Annotated in this window: 15 protein-coding genes and 1 pseudogene; 15 read left to right on the top strand and 1 reads right to left on the bottom strand. The window is 57.1% G+C overall.

Annotated elements, in window-relative coordinates:
* Nucleotides 1–9: 9 nt before the first annotated feature.
* From BLIJ_RS02430 to BLIJ_RS15340, 12 genes and pseudogenes are all read left to right on the top strand, one after another.
* The gene (locus tag BLIJ_RS02430) at nucleotides 10–1,371 is read left to right on the top strand and encodes a sensor histidine kinase (RefSeq protein WP_014484603.1); all 1,362 of its coding nucleotides are present in this window, start codon (nucleotides 10–12) and stop codon (nucleotides 1,369–1,371) included.
* Nucleotides 1,346–2,089: a response regulator transcription factor gene (locus BLIJ_RS02425; protein ID WP_012576883.1), complete on the top strand. Its 744-nt coding sequence runs from the start codon at nucleotides 1,346–1,348 to the stop codon at nucleotides 2,087–2,089. Before BLIJ_RS02430 ends, BLIJ_RS02425 begins: the two co-directional genes overlap by 26 nt.
* A 62-nt stretch (nucleotides 2,090–2,151) precedes the next feature.
* On the top strand, nucleotides 2,152–4,809 hold the full coding sequence (lanKC, locus tag BLIJ_RS13320; RefSeq protein WP_012576882.1) for a class III lanthionine synthetase LanKC: 2,658 nt from the start codon (nucleotides 2,152–2,154) through the stop codon (nucleotides 4,807–4,809).
* Nucleotides 4,806–4,928, top strand: a complete 123-nt coding sequence (locus BLIJ_RS15145; protein ID WP_256756184.1) for a hypothetical protein — start codon at nucleotides 4,806–4,808, stop codon at nucleotides 4,926–4,928. The genes lanKC and BLIJ_RS15145 overlap by 4 nt, the downstream gene beginning before the upstream one ends.
* Nucleotides 4,929–5,001: 73 nt before the next feature.
* On the top strand, nucleotides 5,002–5,595 hold the full coding sequence (locus tag BLIJ_RS13315; protein WP_012576881.1) for a prolyl oligopeptidase family serine peptidase: 594 nt from the start codon (nucleotides 5,002–5,004) through the stop codon (nucleotides 5,593–5,595).
* 96 nt (nucleotides 5,596–5,691) lie between these two features.
* Nucleotides 5,692–6,495, top strand: coding sequence for an ABC transporter ATP-binding protein (locus BLIJ_RS02410; protein ID WP_012576880.1), 804 nt, complete (start codon nucleotides 5,692–5,694; stop codon nucleotides 6,493–6,495).
* Nucleotides 6,488–7,912 (top strand): FtsX-like permease family protein, encoded by a 1,425-nt coding sequence (locus BLIJ_RS02405; protein WP_012576879.1) that lies wholly within the window; start codon nucleotides 6,488–6,490, stop codon nucleotides 7,910–7,912. The genes BLIJ_RS02410 and BLIJ_RS02405 overlap by 8 nt, the downstream gene beginning before the upstream one ends.
* A 30-nt stretch (nucleotides 7,913–7,942) precedes the next feature.
* Entirely contained in the window at nucleotides 7,943–8,341 is a 399-nt protein-coding gene (locus BLIJ_RS02400) for a DUF6591 domain-containing protein (RefSeq protein ID WP_012576878.1), read from the top strand.
* 21 nt (nucleotides 8,342–8,362) lie between these two features.
* Nucleotides 8,363–8,725: a hypothetical protein gene (locus BLIJ_RS02395; protein ID WP_012576877.1), complete on the top strand. Its 363-nt coding sequence runs from the start codon at nucleotides 8,363–8,365 to the stop codon at nucleotides 8,723–8,725.
* Between the two features lie 53 nt (nucleotides 8,726–8,778).
* Nucleotides 8,779–9,996 (top strand): sensor histidine kinase, encoded by a 1,218-nt coding sequence (locus tag BLIJ_RS02390; protein WP_014484601.1) that lies wholly within the window; start codon nucleotides 8,779–8,781, stop codon nucleotides 9,994–9,996.
* Nucleotides 9,993–10,553, top strand: a pseudogene (locus BLIJ_RS02385) (response regulator); the annotation flags it as partial. The gene BLIJ_RS02390 and the pseudogene BLIJ_RS02385, both read left to right, overlap by 4 nt.
* A 2-nt stretch (nucleotides 10,554–10,555) precedes the next feature.
* The gene (locus tag BLIJ_RS15340; RefSeq protein WP_372703842.1) at nucleotides 10,556–10,675 is read left to right on the top strand and encodes a hypothetical protein; all 120 of its coding nucleotides are present in this window, start codon (nucleotides 10,556–10,558) and stop codon (nucleotides 10,673–10,675) included.
* 160 nt (nucleotides 10,676–10,835) lie between these two features.
* Here the strand turns inward: BLIJ_RS15340 and BLIJ_RS02380 are convergent, their stop codons facing one another.
* Entirely contained in the window at nucleotides 10,836–11,780 is a 945-nt protein-coding gene (locus BLIJ_RS02380; RefSeq protein WP_014484600.1) for an ABC transporter substrate-binding protein, read from the bottom strand.
* Here BLIJ_RS02380 and BLIJ_RS02375 point away from each other — a divergent pair.
* The 3 genes from BLIJ_RS02375 to BLIJ_RS02365 all read left to right on the top strand — a co-directional run bounded on the left by BLIJ_RS02375 (nucleotide 11,773) and on the right by BLIJ_RS02365 (nucleotide 15,563).
* Nucleotides 11,773–12,540, top strand: a complete 768-nt coding sequence (locus BLIJ_RS02375; protein WP_014484599.1) for a carbohydrate ABC transporter permease — start codon at nucleotides 11,773–11,775, stop codon at nucleotides 12,538–12,540. The two genes, BLIJ_RS02380 and BLIJ_RS02375, sit on opposite strands and share 8 nt — an antisense overlap.
* Entirely contained in the window at nucleotides 12,540–13,409 is an 870-nt protein-coding gene (locus BLIJ_RS02370) for a carbohydrate ABC transporter permease (RefSeq protein ID WP_012576874.1), read from the top strand. Before BLIJ_RS02375 ends, BLIJ_RS02370 begins: the two co-directional genes overlap by 1 nt.
* A 132-nt stretch (nucleotides 13,410–13,541) precedes the next feature.
* On the top strand, nucleotides 13,542–15,563 hold the full coding sequence (locus BLIJ_RS02365) for a beta-N-acetylhexosaminidase (RefSeq protein ID WP_012576873.1): 2,022 nt from the start codon (nucleotides 13,542–13,544) through the stop codon (nucleotides 15,561–15,563).
* Nucleotides 15,564–15,571: the final 8 nt, after the last annotated feature.

Below are 15,571 nucleotides of genomic sequence, written 5' to 3'. Positions count from 1 at the left end.
CATGCGAGTATGTCTGATTGTGAGTCGAGGATATGGGATACGGGCGATGCTCCGCTGGGATTGAGGAAACCGGGCGGCCTGCCGGTCTATGGATTGCCGGTCGTGGCCACGCTGTTCATGCTGCGCATGCTATGGGTCACCAGGCGCGATGCCGTCCCGTCGTATCACTCGTATTGGGCCACGCACACGCCAAGCGTGTTTATGCTGATGCTGGCCGCCGTTTTTGCCGGCGGCGTCGCGCTGGCATGGCGGTACGTGAGACCCGAATGGGTGATGGGCGGAGAGCTTGCTCTGGCGTTGCTGCTGGATCTCGCCGGCGTGGGTGAATGGGCTCCGATCATGCCGATGATTGCCTATTGGGCGTTGATCATGACCGTCTCCAGTGATTTGCGGATCCTGTGCTTCGGACTTGCCTCCTGCATGGTGCTGGGCAGTCAGGCGTTCGCCGGAGACGGCTGGCGGCAGGCCGGATGGTCGATCTGGCTTGACATACTGCCCGCCATGCTTCCGATAGTGGTCATCGGCGTGCTGGGTTATGCGGTCCGCAACCGACGCCTATCCTCCCTGGCGCTCCAACGCGAACGCGACGAGCGTCTGCGCGCGGACTTGCTCGCCCAACAGCGGGATGCGGCCGTTCGGCGCGGCAGCATCGTCGGCGAGATGCACGACAGCGTCGGCCACGATCTGACCAGCATCATCGCATTGGCCCAAGGACTGGCCGAACAGGTGGAAGGACAAGATGTGGATCCAGAGGTCGCACAGGCCATCGACGCGATCCGCGACATCGCCAAAAGCGGCCTGCAGGACACCCGGCACGCCCTGCGGGCCTTGACCGCCACCGATGCGAACCTGCCCGGTATTCCGCCGACCACAGGCGGTACGCAGTCGCACGAGATGAATGACACCGCGATCGAAGAGTCGGCGCAGCGATACATGTGGGATGACATCCGACCGGTGCTCGCACACGTACGGGCTTCCGGCGTGATCGCCACATTCACCGAGACCGGCCGACGCAGCGAGGACCCCGACCAGGCGGATCTGTGCTTCCGGGTGACCCGTGAGGCCGTCACCAACGCGGTGCGCCATGCGCCCGGCCTCGCGCATCTGAACGTCACATGGGATCACGCGGCGGATGGGAGCCTGATCGCGACCATCACCAACGACGGATCAACGAACCTCCCCAAGCCTTCCGATGGTGCCATCGGCACCGGTCTGGCGCGAATCGCGGACGCCATCGCCCGAACCGAAGGGTTCCTCTGCTACGGGCCGGACAGGGCGGAAACCGGTGTCTGGCGGGTGACCGCGATGCTGACGTCCGTCCGACAAGAGAAAGGCGTGACGTGGGATGACGAACATCATGCTGGTCGATGACCTGCAATACGCGAGGCTCGGCTACAAACTCATGCTTGGCAAGGCGAGTGACATCGCGATCGTCGCTCAGGCGGGCGATGGCCGACAGGCTATCGCTGAAATCGAGCGACTGGAATCGGCAGGAGGCCCGCTGCCGGACGTGGTGCTCATGGACGTGCGCATGCCCGTGATGGACGGCATCACCGCCACCCGTGAAATCACCCGCCGATGGCCCGCCATTCACGTGCTGATCCTCACCACGTACGACGAGGACGACTACGCATACGGTGGACTGGATGCGGGAGCCAGCGGATTCCTGCTCAAAGACGCCAGTGCTGCAGCCGTCAAGGATGCGATTCATGCGGTGGCGAACGGAGACGCCGTGGTCACGCCACGCATCACCCGGCAGATTCTCGAACACGGCATGCCCAGACCCACAGCAGGCCGCGAACAACAGAAGCTGCGGGATTCGTTCGCAGCCCTGCCGCCGCGCCAACGCGAGATATGCACACTGATCGCGGAAGGCATGACCAACGAGGAAATCGCCCGCAAACTGGTACTGGAGCCCGCGACGATACGACGAACCATCAGTCGAATCCTCTTCACCTTGCAACTGCATGACCGCACGCAAATCGCCGTCAGCTGGCTCAAGTCCCACGCATCACAGCAAGCAATGTCAATGGTAAGAACACGAAGATATGTGTCATCTTCAGCTGACAATCCGCTCCAAACACATTGAAATCAATAAGTAAGGATACAACAATGAAAAATTATTAAAGCATACAAGAAAAAAGGAAAAATATGATTGGTGAAGAAGATTACCTCGAATCAATTACGAAACAATCTCCATTTTTTGTAGATCACGCTTCTATGCTTCCATCCATGAAGCGTGACCATTGGATTGCGGAATCTCTTATTCCCGATACTTGGTATGTAACAAGAAGAGAACCGTGGACGTATGTAAGCTCTCCGAATGGAAAAATGCGAGTCAACGGATGGAAGATTCATTTAAGCGCAACAAAAGAGAACGCAGAAAAGATTCTTGCAGAAGTAATACAAATTTGCTGTAAATATAATACAACATTCAAATTTCAAAGTTCACATAGAGATTTTCTCAACTGCAACGGGAAGGCAGCAAATCGTTCAGGTAGTGGGAAATTCATCACCATATATCCATCAACAAATGATGAACTTGAAAAAATAGTCGGTGATTTATATCCCCTCATCAAAGATGAAAAAGGCCCTTATATTCTTAGTGACATTAGATACAAGCAAAGTCCAATCTTCTTTCGATACGGAGGATTCATTGACCTGCGTCGCGAGGATGAAAATAACGATTATATTTCTATGATCCCAGACCAATCTGGAATACTGGTCGCCGATAAGAGGCTTCCACATTTTATACATCCAGCAGAGGGAATCGACAAGCCAAAGTGTGTAGGAATATCTCTGAATGAATATATGAAAAATATTCCCACCGATTTAGATAACTATGAGATTAAAGCTGTACATTTCTCGAATTCCGGTGGGGTATATCGTGCAACCAATAAAAAGAATGAGATTGCCCTTTTAAAGGAAGCGAGACCATATGCCGGTCTAGACGCACGCCAACGCGATGCCATTGAGAGACTATCCATAGAATGGAAGATGCTCAATCTTCTTAAAAATACCGGCATTGCACCAAAACCATATCGAAGGTTTAACGCTTGGGAACATGGCTACATTGAAATGGAATGGCTTAATGAAATCACACTGAACCATTGGTTGTCGGAAAACTATCCCTATCAATGTGAAAATGATCATACTAATCAGTTGATGCAATATAGAAGTGATATCAATACAATCGCAACATCGATTATCAATGCTGTAAAAATTATTCATCGCACAGGCTATGTTCACGGGGATATTCATTTAGGAAACATAATGATTAATCCTAAAACAATGTCTATACACTTTATAGATTTTGAGGATGGACGCACCTTGGACTCCAAGGAAATATCAGCACATAATGCTATGGGATTCCATCCCCCATTGGGTTGCTCCGCTCAAGAAGCAGATTGGTTTGCTGTTTCAAGGGTACTCGCATGTCTATGCTATGCAAATACCTCGATTTGCATGCTTAGCCCAGATCATTGGATCAGAGTTAAGAATAATATTTCGAAAAAATTTGGCATGGAATATATAAATCTGTTAAAGGATGTTGAATCACGTTGCCCATGTGCATCTGGAGTTTCAGATGTTCCATTAACTCCAGATGCACATCTTACACAGTTTACACCACGTTTTTCCTTTAATCTGTTATCACACCCTGATTCCTTGTCATTAGTTAAAACTGAAATTATTAATGGCATTTTTCATACCCGTCATAAATTGCCAGGAAAACTATATCCTGGTGATGTAACACGGGGCTCCATTTGGGGTGCAAGTAACGTAAGCTCCGGCGCGGCGGGAATCCTAATGAGCCTGTATAGGGCCAACTCAATTATCAATTCGGATGACGTCCAATGGATGAAAGACATGATCCACGGTTTCGCGCAAAGCAATCAATCGGACTTTGGATTATATACAGGGCTATCCGGCATAGGATTAGTCGCTTTTGAGTTGGGAGAATTAGAAACTGCTCACGAACTATTATTTAGCACATATGAACATTGGAAAGAGACACGAAATCTTGACCTTAATGGCGGACTAGCCGGTCAAGGATTAGCCCTGATATCATACGGAATGGCTACAGACGATAAGAGGTATTTCCATGAGGCTATTGCACTTGGACATCGTATAGCGCAATGGATGGAATCCAATCAAATCGCAAGCATAAAACAAGGTGGCCTCCTGCATGGATGGAGTGGTATCACACTGTTTTGGTTAGCTCTAAGTCGTATTGACATCGAACATAACCCAGCTTATATTCGGCGTGCGCTTAATTGCATATGCAGAGATTTAGACAATACCGTTATTGAGCCAAATGGAATGCGAGGAATTAAGGATAAGCACAATAGGTCTCTTCCTTACCTTGCAGATGGTTCTGCCGGCCTAATAGTGGCAATTTCCATTGCACGAATTGCACTACATGATGATTCTCTTTTCCATAAAGAATGGGACTCACTCATTGCGGCATGTTCATCATCTCAATATGCTTTTTCCGGACTAAACAATGGGATTGCTGGGATATTAGTTGCAAACCATTTTGCCTCAACATGGTCACCGCAAACAACACAAACAAATAATAGACTTTTAGATGAATTAAACGACTATAGTTTGTCTTGGGAAAATACGCTACAATTCCCGGGAGATTCATACTTGCGCCTCTCAAGCGATTATTCAACCGGATCAGCAGGGATACTAACAGCATTAAATGTCCTTACCCATAATCTTTGGGATTTATTCCCGCTCCCAGATGCAAAAGATTTGTTCTGCGGAAGGTCCGCGGAACAAAATAGTAGAAAGGAACAACAATGAATAAAATCATCGACATGCAGTCGATCGAGGAAGTGAATGACGACGCGGTGCATGACAGTGGCTACAGCTACTCGTTCTGCTTCGGTCGCCCGAGCAGCACCAGCGGTTTCTTCTGCTGATTCATAAAGGTTAAAAATGAGGGGGTGACTCGTTAGGGTCACCCCCTCATTTACACCAATAGGAGCGCTTGAAATGTTTAAAGCAATAGGACGAATCAAGGGATATTTATACTTTTGGTTAAATAAGTTCATATCTATCAATGATTTTCTCGATTGCACTAAAGGATTGATTGCAAATAACTTATGTGACGCCAAACGCATTGGAGCAGCGGGTTCAAGCGCCGGCGCTTTGGTTGTTCTTTCTGCCGCATTGCGCCGCCTGGATTATTTCAAAATTGTTCAATTATCGCACCCTTTTTTAACACCGGAATTGATTCTCACAGACCCCGACAATCCACTTACAATTAGCGATTGGGATGAATTCGGATATCCCTCATCATCTTCTTGCTATGACTCGTTTTCACCTTTGGCGCAATTGCGGCGTCTTCCAGCTGATTTTTCTAATCAGGCTCCTGACATTTGGATTACTGCCGGCAAGAATGATATAAAGGCGCCTCTCTTATATACGGAACAATGGTTGAATTCATATTCGGCTATTGTTCCGTCCGCACATAATTCGGTGTTTTTGCAACTGTTAGATGAAGGACATCACAATTCTGATGATTCTTTGACTGGTGGCTGTTTATCAACTATATGGTTACTCGACTCTCTCTTCGACACAGATTGACATCTTTTGATGTCAATCGTCTCTCCGGCATAGACGATTGACTTGTCTTTATGGATACTGTCGGCAGTAGCACTCTCGTAGGAAGGATTCTCGTCCATGAAAAAACAACCAAATGACTTCATTGGGGTAAATACATATTTATCGGTTCAGGCGCGTGGGTTGGTCAAGCGTGTGGTTTCCGCTGATGGTTCCAGTCCGAGTGTGATTCTCAATGATGTCTCGTTGGATATTCCCGGTGCCGGGTTGACAGCGATCGTCGGGCCTTCGGGTGCGGGTAAGACCTCTTTGTTGTACGTGTTGTCCGGTTTGGACAGGCCCGACTCGGGTCGGGTCGTCATCGGCGGCACCGACATCTACGCGTTGGACGAGGAGCGTCGTTCGCGGTTCATCCGCGGGCATATCGGTTTCGTGTTCCAGCAGTACAACCTCGTGCCGTATCTGACGGTCGAGGAGAACGTGATGCTGCCGCTCTCGCTCGCCCATCGCAAGGCCGACTACATTCGGGTCACGCAGCTGTTGTCCCGGTTCGGCCTGCGCCGGAGGGCGAGGACCGTGGTGAGCGCCCTGTCCGGCGGCGAGCAGCAGCGCGTGGCCCTGTGCCGGGCCCTGCTCTTGCGCCCGGCGGTGGTGTTCGCCGACGAGCCCACCGGCGCGCTCGACACCGCGAACAGCGAGCTCGTGCTGCAGGTGCTGCGCGAGCTGGCGGATTCGGGTTCCAACGTGGTCATGGTCACGCATGACACGGACGCCGCCGCCCTGGCCGACCGCGTGGTCTTCCTGCGTGACGGCGGAATCACCCACATCGCGGGCAGACTGACCGCTGGGCAGATCGTCGAGGGCATGCGCCGCACGTTCGAGCCGGCCATGCCGCAGCACGGTCAGGAGGCCCGTCGTGGGTAGGTATGTGCTTCGCGTGTTCCGCGATAATCTCGCGGGTTGGGTGCCCACGATCATGGTGGTCGCGGTGGTGACCACGCTGGTGGGCGTGTGCATGAACCAGTTCGTGTGGACCTCGTCGCCGTCGTTCGCATCGGCCGCCCGGCTGGCGGGTCTGGACCCGGCCGAGTTCGGCATGGTGTCGGCCACGATCTATGTCGTGGTGGCGTTGCTTGCGTTCTTCTCGCTGACGGTGGTCGGTTCGGCCACGGTTGACCGCATCCGCGGCACGTTCGCGCAATGGCGTCTCATGGGCGCCAGTCCGAGCCAGGTGCGCGCGGGCACGTGGATGCTCGTGGGCGTGGCTAGCCTCACCGGCTCGCTGCTCGGCTCACTGCTCGCGATGCCGGCCAGTCTGCTCGCGGTTCCCGAGTTCAACGCGATGGCCGCGGAGAGCTTCGCCGGCGGGCTCGGCTCGTTCGTCCCTCCCGCATTCGCGCCGTCCGCGACGGCATGGCTCGGCTCGCTGCTGCTGGGCATGGCCACGTGCATGCTGGGCGCGTTCGTGCCCTCGATGCGTGCGGCGAAGGTTCGTCCCATCGAGGCGATCCGTGGCAGGGACGCGCCGATCGGGCGGCATGGATGGCGGTATTGGGCGCGTTGCGCGCTGGGACTGGTCGTCATGGCGGCGGCATTGGCATTGGCGTTCTCCGGCATGGGCATGCCGCGCGCCCACGCGTTCGGGCAGGAGGCCGGCCAGACGTTCAACGGCGCATTATGGGCCGGGATCATCGCGTCGTTCGGCATGTACGTCCTCACTGGCGTGCTGGTCCCAATCCTGCTGGATGCGGGACGCGCCGTGTGCCGCCTGTGCGGGTCGGCGACCGGCGTGCTCGCGGCCCGTGCCGCCAAGGCGAAGGCCGTGTCCAGTATGAACACCATCGCCCCGCTCGCACTGGCCTTGGGATTGTCCACGACCCTGCTGACCTGCGCGCGGTCCTACGGGCGGATACTGGCCCTGGGCGGCCATCCGACGAGCCTGAACTACGCGGACTCGCTGCTGATGATCGCGATGCTGTGCATCGTGTCCCTGGCCACGAGTCTGGCCGTCATCGCGTTGTCGAACCGTGGCATGGTCGCCGATCAGGCGCTGCTGCGCAGCATCGGCATGTCGCCGCGCCGGGTGACGCGCATGATCCTGTGGCAGAGCCTGCACCTGGCCGCCGGCGCGGTCGTCCTCGCGCTCATCCCGGTCGCCGTCAGCTCGCTCGTGCTCGCAACACGCTCTATCACGCTCGTCGGCGTTCCAGTGGCCGGGATCCCGTGGGCTGGTGTGATCGGCGCGGGAGCGGCCTGCTGGCTGGCGTTGTTCCTCATCCAGTACATGCAGATCCGGCCCGCGTTGCGCCGCAGCGTGGCCGACGCGATCAGAAGCCGTTGACGGCATCAGATTCGGAAAAGGAGGATGATCATGCCTGTCCGATACACGGCAATGCCGAGGCGCGCCCCGGCATCCATGCTGCTCGCGTTCTTGCTGATTTTGACGGCCTTGTTCGGGCTGGCGGCGTGTGGCTCCGTCCAAGGCTCCTGGCCTGACGGCCAGTATGCCGGCCGGGTGCCCGAACCCGACCGGGTGACGACCCGCATCAGGGACGAGACCGACAACGGCTACCTGATCGACGTGTCATGGACCATCGCCGAAGCGAAGGACTACGCGCGAAAGATCAAGGACGCGGGCTTCACCCGCAACGCCACCGAGGAGGAACAGGCCGGCGTATACGACTACACGGCCGACGACGGCACCGTCAAGGTCTCCATCAGCGCATTGCCCGGCGACAACGGCGCCATCAACATCAACAAGCTCCAATGACATTCAAAAGGATCGGCACTCATGGACATTCCCGCACATCACGAACCGTCACCCGGCAAGCCCCTGCCGGCGCCATCGCCCGTCCCGGAGCCCGGCCGGCCGAATCCGCCCCGACCATTGCCAGCCGCGACCGCGCCGAACGATTCGATCGTCGGGTTCCTGTTGCTTGGCCTGTTCCTGTCCCTGCCCGGCGTGCTGATCGCGTGGATCACCGGCCACGACGGGCACGGATGGGAGCATGGCGGCCGTGTCGCCGCATGGATCGGGGCGCTGCTCTCGCCGTTCGTATGGCTGGCCATCATCATCGTGTTCACTGTGCTGTTCACCGGTTCGGTCACGATGCTCGGCTGCCTGATGCCCGGCGCGGACTGCCTCGCCCAGTGAACACGCCGATGACCCTGCGAGGTGGCACAGTGGATCGTATGGAGCGGCAAACGGTGAACGTCGGCAGGGTCACTGCCATAGCCATGCCATTATGCGTGCTCGCGGTCGAGATGGCGATGCTCACGTGGGAGCGCATGATCGGCGCCCCATTGGATCCGATGTACACGCTCGCCAAGCAGACCGGCGGATTCATAATGCTGCTGCTGTTCCAGCTCCTGTCATGCCTGGCATTGGTGTTCCGTTACCGGGCCCCGTCCGCCACGTTGGCATCGCAGCTCATCCTGACCCTGGTCCTGTCCTTCTGGCATGCGGACTCGATCCTGCTGGTCCAACTGGTCGCGGCGTTCTACGCGTTCATGCGTACGGCCGGGGAACGCCGCATGTACATCGGGTCCCTCGTGACGACGTTGACCGTGACTTTGGCGACGTTCATGTCATGGCCCGCCAGCCGGTTCCTCGGCGAATGGCCCGGCCGCATCCTCCTGCTCGCCCTCGCCGGCGCGATCGCCCTGGCACGCCGCGGCATGGTCCAAGCCAGGAACGCCACGGCCGCCGCCGGCCTGGAACACCGGCGCGCGCAGACCGCCGCCAAGCAGCGTGACGCAGCCGTGCGTCGTTCGCGCATCGCCGGACAATTGCACGACAGCGTGGGGCACGGGTTGACCGCGATCATCGCCCTATCCGAAGGATTGACCGGTAAGACCGGCGACTCGCGCGTGGAGGAGGCTCTGAAGGGCATCAACGAGATCGCACGGGAAAGCCTGGAGGACACGCGCAAGGCCGTGCGCGCACTGACCGAAACCGACACGACCGACGAAGACGAGGATCCCGCCGAACCAGGCTCCCGGAGCATGCGTTCATGGGATGACATCCGTCCGATCCTCGCACACGCCCGCACGCTCGACATCATCACCATATTCACCGAAACCGGCGTCCGCAACGACGACGAACCCCAGGCGGACCTCTGCTTCGACGTGACCCGCGAGGCCATAACCAACGCCATCCGCCACTGCAGACACGTCACGCATCTCAACGTCTCATGGAACCACCAGCCCAACGGAGTCACCGTCATCGTCCGCAACGACGGAGCCACCGGTGCGGCGCAAGCTATCGCACCCGATGACGGCACCGGACTGGACAGACTGTCACGGCGCGTACGGGACGTTGGCGGCACGTTCGCCTATGGGCCGGTCAATGGCACCGAATGGCAGGTCAAAGCGGTCATTCCCCCGACCGGGAAACAACCGACTGAAAGGAAGGTCCGACCATGATCCGTGTGATGCTCGTGGACGACCAGAGACTGGCACGACTCGGCTTCCAGCTCATGCTCGACGACGTGACCGACATCACCGTCATCGCCTCGGCGGAGAACGGGCAAACCGCCATCGACACACTCAACCAGTTGGACGCCGATCACCGGCCGTTGCCCGACGTGATCCTCATGGACGTGCGCATGCCCGGCATGGACGGCATCGAAGCAACCCGACACATCGCCAGACACTGGCCCGCCATCAGAATCCTCATCCTCACCACCTACGACGAAGACGACTACGCCTTCGGCGGACTCGACGCCGGAGCCAGCGGCTTCCTACTGAAAGACATAAGTAAATCACAATTAATGGAATCGATAAAAGCTGTTTTTGAAAATGGTAAAATTCTTACTCCACGAATAACAAAGAAACTAGTAGAATATCAACAAAGCAAATTCATTTTTCAAGACCAGCAAAATATATTTATTGAATCATTCAAGAGTCTTACTACTAGAGAGCGTGACATATGTGCCTTAATTGCACAAGGACTCAGTAATGACGACATAGCAAAAAACTATTTCTGGAAACCAAATCAGTCAAACGCTATGTTAGTCGAATTCTATCGAAGCTCCATCTTTCAAACCGCACCCAAATTGCAATCAATTGGATTAAATTGAGTGTCTTTACACAACTGAAATAGTGACATCAATTCAAACATAGGCCCATGTCAATATTCCACACATTTATGAAATATGCTTAACGCGAAGTATTCATCTAATTACGAGTATAATTTATATACTCCTTTATAATACTATATGAACCATAGCTAATTTCTTACAGGAGTCATCTTTGTAATCTATTTATCTTGAGACGATACTAAATCCTTGGTCAGCAGCATAATTTCTTAGCGCTATCTGCCACTTGGCAGCGGCCGTCTTCAGGTCGGTCTTGCCGGAGAAGAACAATCCCATGCTGTCGCCGTAGATGGAGCGGGCGTAGGGTTCGAAGGGCAGGAACTCCCACTTGCCGGTGACATCCTTGGCGGCCTGGGAGAAGACCTCGTTATATTTCTGGCCGCCGAAGAACTCGTTGTCGCTGCCGTCGGTGTTCCTGAGCGTGGTCTTGGCGAGGAAGTCCTTCTGGTTGAGGGTCTTGGTGGTGGCGGGGAAGCTGCCGTTGGATACGCGGGCGTTGATGCCTTCGTCGTTGGTGGTGACGTATTCGACGAACTTCTTGGCGGCGTCGAGTTTGCCGTCGGGAATCTTCTTGGCGATAGCCAGTCCGCTACCGCCGTATTCGCCGTTGATGGGCGTTCCGTCGATGGTGGGCAGGAGGGCTACGCGGAATTTGCCGGTGGCTTGGGGCACGCCCTGCAGAAGGTTGTTGGCCATCCATGCGCCGCTGATGAGACTGGCGATGGAGCCGTCGCCCAGTGACTTCATCCAGTCGTCGGTCCAGGTCTTCGTGTGGACGTCGATGAGGTCTTCGTCGCGCATCTTCTGCCAGAGGTCCATGAACCGCTGGGCGCCCTTGTCCTTGGCGATATTGATGGTCAGTTTGTCGTCATTGAGTTTGTAGGCGTGGCCGCCCATGGCCCACATCATCGCGTTGAACAGGCCAGCGTCGCCGGAGTCGGAGGTGATGTAGGAGCCGGTGGCGCGGATCTTCTTCGCGTCTTCGTAGAACTCGTCCCAGGTGGCCGGTGGTTCACTGATGCCGGCCTTGTCGAACACGTCCTTGTCGTAGAAGTAGGCCATGGGGCCCGAGTCGGCAGGCATCGCGTACAGGCCGCCATTGATGTTCACGGGCTCGTTCAACATCGTCGGGTTCGACCAGTACGAGAACGTGCTGACCGACCCGGAGTTCTACAAGTCGCTGGCCCGCACGTTCGGGTTCGCAGCCGCGCTCGTGGCCGGCAGCGTGCTGATCGGCATGGGCGTGGCCCAGCTGATGACCAAATTGGGGCCGGTGATGCGCTGGCTGGTCACGTTCGTGCTGATCTTCGCGTGGGCCATGCCGAACGTGGCCTCGTCGGTGGTGTGGAAGTGGCTGTTCCAGCCGGGGTACGGCGTGGTCAACTGGCTGCTGACCCAGACCCATTTGTTCGGGGACGTGACGAACCTGTCATGGACCGACAACACGTGGCTCGCGTTCCTGGAGATCTGGCTGCTGGTCGTCTGGCAGGCCGTCCCGTACATCGCGATCAACCTGTACGCGGCGACCACACAGGTGGACAAGTCCTGCCTTGAGGCGGCCCAGCTGGACGGCTGCTCGAAGCTGCGCTGCTACTGGCAGATCACCGTGCCGCTGATCAAGCCGAGCCTGATGGTCATCACGATGCTGTCGGTGATCTGGGACTTCAACGTGTTCAACCAGATCTGGCCCGTCTCACAGGGAGCCCCCCGCGAGACGACCGCGACGATCGGCATCTTCACCTACAAGAAGGCGTTCGTGTCGTTCGACATCGGCACCGGCGCCGCCGCGAGCGTGCTGGTCACGCTCATCCTGCTCGCCCTGACGAGCGTGTACATCCGATACCTGCTCAAATCCGGGGAGGACCTGTGATGACCACCGCAACCATAACCTCTGCCGCGCCGCGCGCTAAGCGTAGCCTTTCCTCGCGGCTGCGCCGCATCGGCACGATCGTGTTGGCCGTCGTGTTCTGCATCGTGTGGATCTTCCCGGTCTACTGGATGTTCGTCACGTCGCTCAAGCCGCGCAACCAGATCATGACCGCGACGCCCGTGTTCTGGCCCGCGAAGCTGTCGATCGACAACTTCATGGTGGCCGTCACCCAGACGTCGTTCCTGACGAACCTGAAGAACAGCGTGATTGTGACCGCCGTATCGATCGTCCTGTCGGTCATCCTCGCGTTCTTCGCGTGCGCGGCCCTGACCCTCTACCGGTTCCGCGGCCGCAAGGCGATCATGGTGTTCGTGCTGGCCATCCAGATGACCTCGGGCGGCATCATCCCACAGTTCTTCATCTTCAACCAGTTCGGCCTGCTGAACAAGTACAGCGGCCTGATCCTCGCGTACATCGCCATGGTCCTGCCGTTCGCGATCTGGAACATGCGCGGCTTCTTCCTCAACATCCCCAAGGACATCTTCGAGTCCGCGGCCGTCGAAGGGGCCAACGACTGGCAGATCCTGTGGAAGATCACCTTCCCCTTGGCCGCGCCCGGCATCGTGTCCACGTCCGTGTTCGCGTTCATCAGCGCATGGAACGACTACATGACCGCGTACACGTTCATGAAGGACCAGTCCAAGTACACGCTGCCTGTGTGGCTCTCCTCGTTCTCCACACCCAGCATGGGCACCGACTTCGGCGGACAGATGGCAGCATCCGTCATCTTCTCCCTGCCCGTCGTGATCTTCTTCATGATCATCCAAAGGAACATCATGAAGGGCGTCACTACCGGAGCCGTCAAATAGCCCAAACGGAGCGATAAACAATGCGTGCGGCGCCGGGACCATTGCTGCGAGTGGTTCCGGCGCCGCGCGTCATCTCGGAACCCAAAACGCAATATAACGCAATCAAAGGTGAACCACTGAGAAAGGACTTCCATGAGCGATCAAGCAACCCTGAAGGGATGGACCATCATCCCCACGCCGCAAACCATGCAGCATAAAGCGAACATCGCATTGCTGCCAATGTGCGGACGAATCAACGAAGCGCGCGCAGTCGGTGACGATCGGCACATACTTGCCGTGCAGCTCATCGACGACATCCGCGCAGCCACCGGATTGGAATGGGATATCGCCACCGGCGACCGCTGGCCGGGATTCATCACCTTGACGACCTTTGACGACCCCCATGCACACCCGTCCGGTGCATATACGCTCGATGTCACCCCGGACGGCGTGACCGTAGCGGGAGCGGATTTCGAGGGTGTGCGTAACGGCGTGCAGACTTTACGCCAGCTCATCCGCCAATGCGGCGCCGCCCTGCCCTGCCTGCACATCGAGGACCGACCCGCCTTCGAAACGCGCGGCTACTACCTCGACGTCACCCGCGGGCGCGTCCCCACCCTCGACTGGCTCAAACACTGGGCCGACAAGCTCTGCCTGTACAAATACAACCAGCTCCAGCTCTACATCGAACACACCTTCGCGTTCGACTCGATGAGCGAGACCTGGCGCGGTTCCAGCCCGCTCACCCCGCGCGACATCCTCGCATTCGACGACTACTGCGCCGAGCGCGGCATCGAGCTGGTCCCGTCGGTCTCCACGTTCGGACACCTCTACATGGCCCTGCGCACGCAATCCCTGCGCGACCTCGGCGAGTTCCCCGAAACCGCCGACGAGCCGTTCGGGTTCATCGACCGCATGCACCACCACACATTGAACATCGGCGACGACCGCGCCTTCGCCCTGTCGTGCCGGCTCATCGACGACTACCTGCAACTGTTCCGCTCCAACAAATTCAACATCTGCGCCGACGAGACCTTCGACCTCGGCAAGGGCCGGTCCAAGCCCCTCGCCGACCGCATCGGCGTCGCGGCCATGTACGCCGACTACGTCACCCGCCTGTGCCGCCACCTCGAAGCCCAGGGCAGGCGGCCGATGATGTGGGGCGACATCGCCCTCGAACACCCCGAGATCCTCGACCGGCTCCCCGAAACCGTCACCCTGCTCAACTGGCAGTACGACCCTCAGGTCACGGACGAGAAGATCCACACCGTCGCCGAATCCGGTGCCAAGCAGATCGTATGCCCGGCCGTATGGTGCTGGAACGCGCTCCTGCCGCGCATCGACGACGCCTGGAGCAACATCACCCGCATGGCCCGCTACGGCAGGCAATACGGCGCCCAGGGCATGCTCGTCACCGACTGGGGCGACTTCGGCCACGTCAACGACCCACGCATGGCCATCCCCGGCATGATCATCGGTGCACAGGAATCATGGAACCCGAGGCGAATCCCGGATGAGGCCGACATGCTCCGCCGTATCTCCCGACTCGAATACCACGACGCCAGCGGTGAACTGCTTAATATTCTTACGCATGCAAGTCATGCGGCCAGTTTCGAATGGAACCACCTGATCACTTGGCTGGAACTTGATGACGGACAAGGCGGAGTCAACACCGGGGTCCTGCAAACCATCCCGGGACTGCTGCCGGAAAACGAACGACCGGACGATGTGATCCGTTCCCTCCAGAACGAAAGCAAGACACCGTCACTTGCGGAATCCCGACGAATGCTGCTCCGCTATCTGAAACACCGCATCACGCTCGGCGAAACCGCAGATCACCTTCTGCAGGCCAGTGCCCGTCGAATCTCCGCGATCACCGCGACCGCAGGACCGCGGAACGCAGGAAACGCCGCTGCATTCCGCATAGCCGTCGAGGGACAACGACTGCTGAACCGGGTTGGCCTCCGGCTTGCGTCCGAGACCGGGATCACTGACACTTTGCAACCGAACACCACGTCTCAACATAACGATGAGGCGAACCTTGCTGAAGCATTGGAGATCTGGATGGAGGCGTATGCGACGCAATGGAGCACGGTCAGCCGAGACTCCGAACTCCGTCGGCTGCAAGATACGGTGCGGGAGTTAACGGACCATCTGCGCTTCCAATCCGTCTGATGCTGCGA

This window comes from Bifidobacterium longum subsp. infantis ATCC 15697 = JCM 1222 = DSM 20088 (assembly GCF_000269965.1).
GTDB classification, from domain to species: domain Bacteria; phylum Actinomycetota; class Actinomycetes; order Actinomycetales; family Bifidobacteriaceae; genus Bifidobacterium; species Bifidobacterium infantis.
Note: the sequence above shows the minus strand (reverse complement) of the source record. Positions and strands in the feature narration are given on the sequence as shown.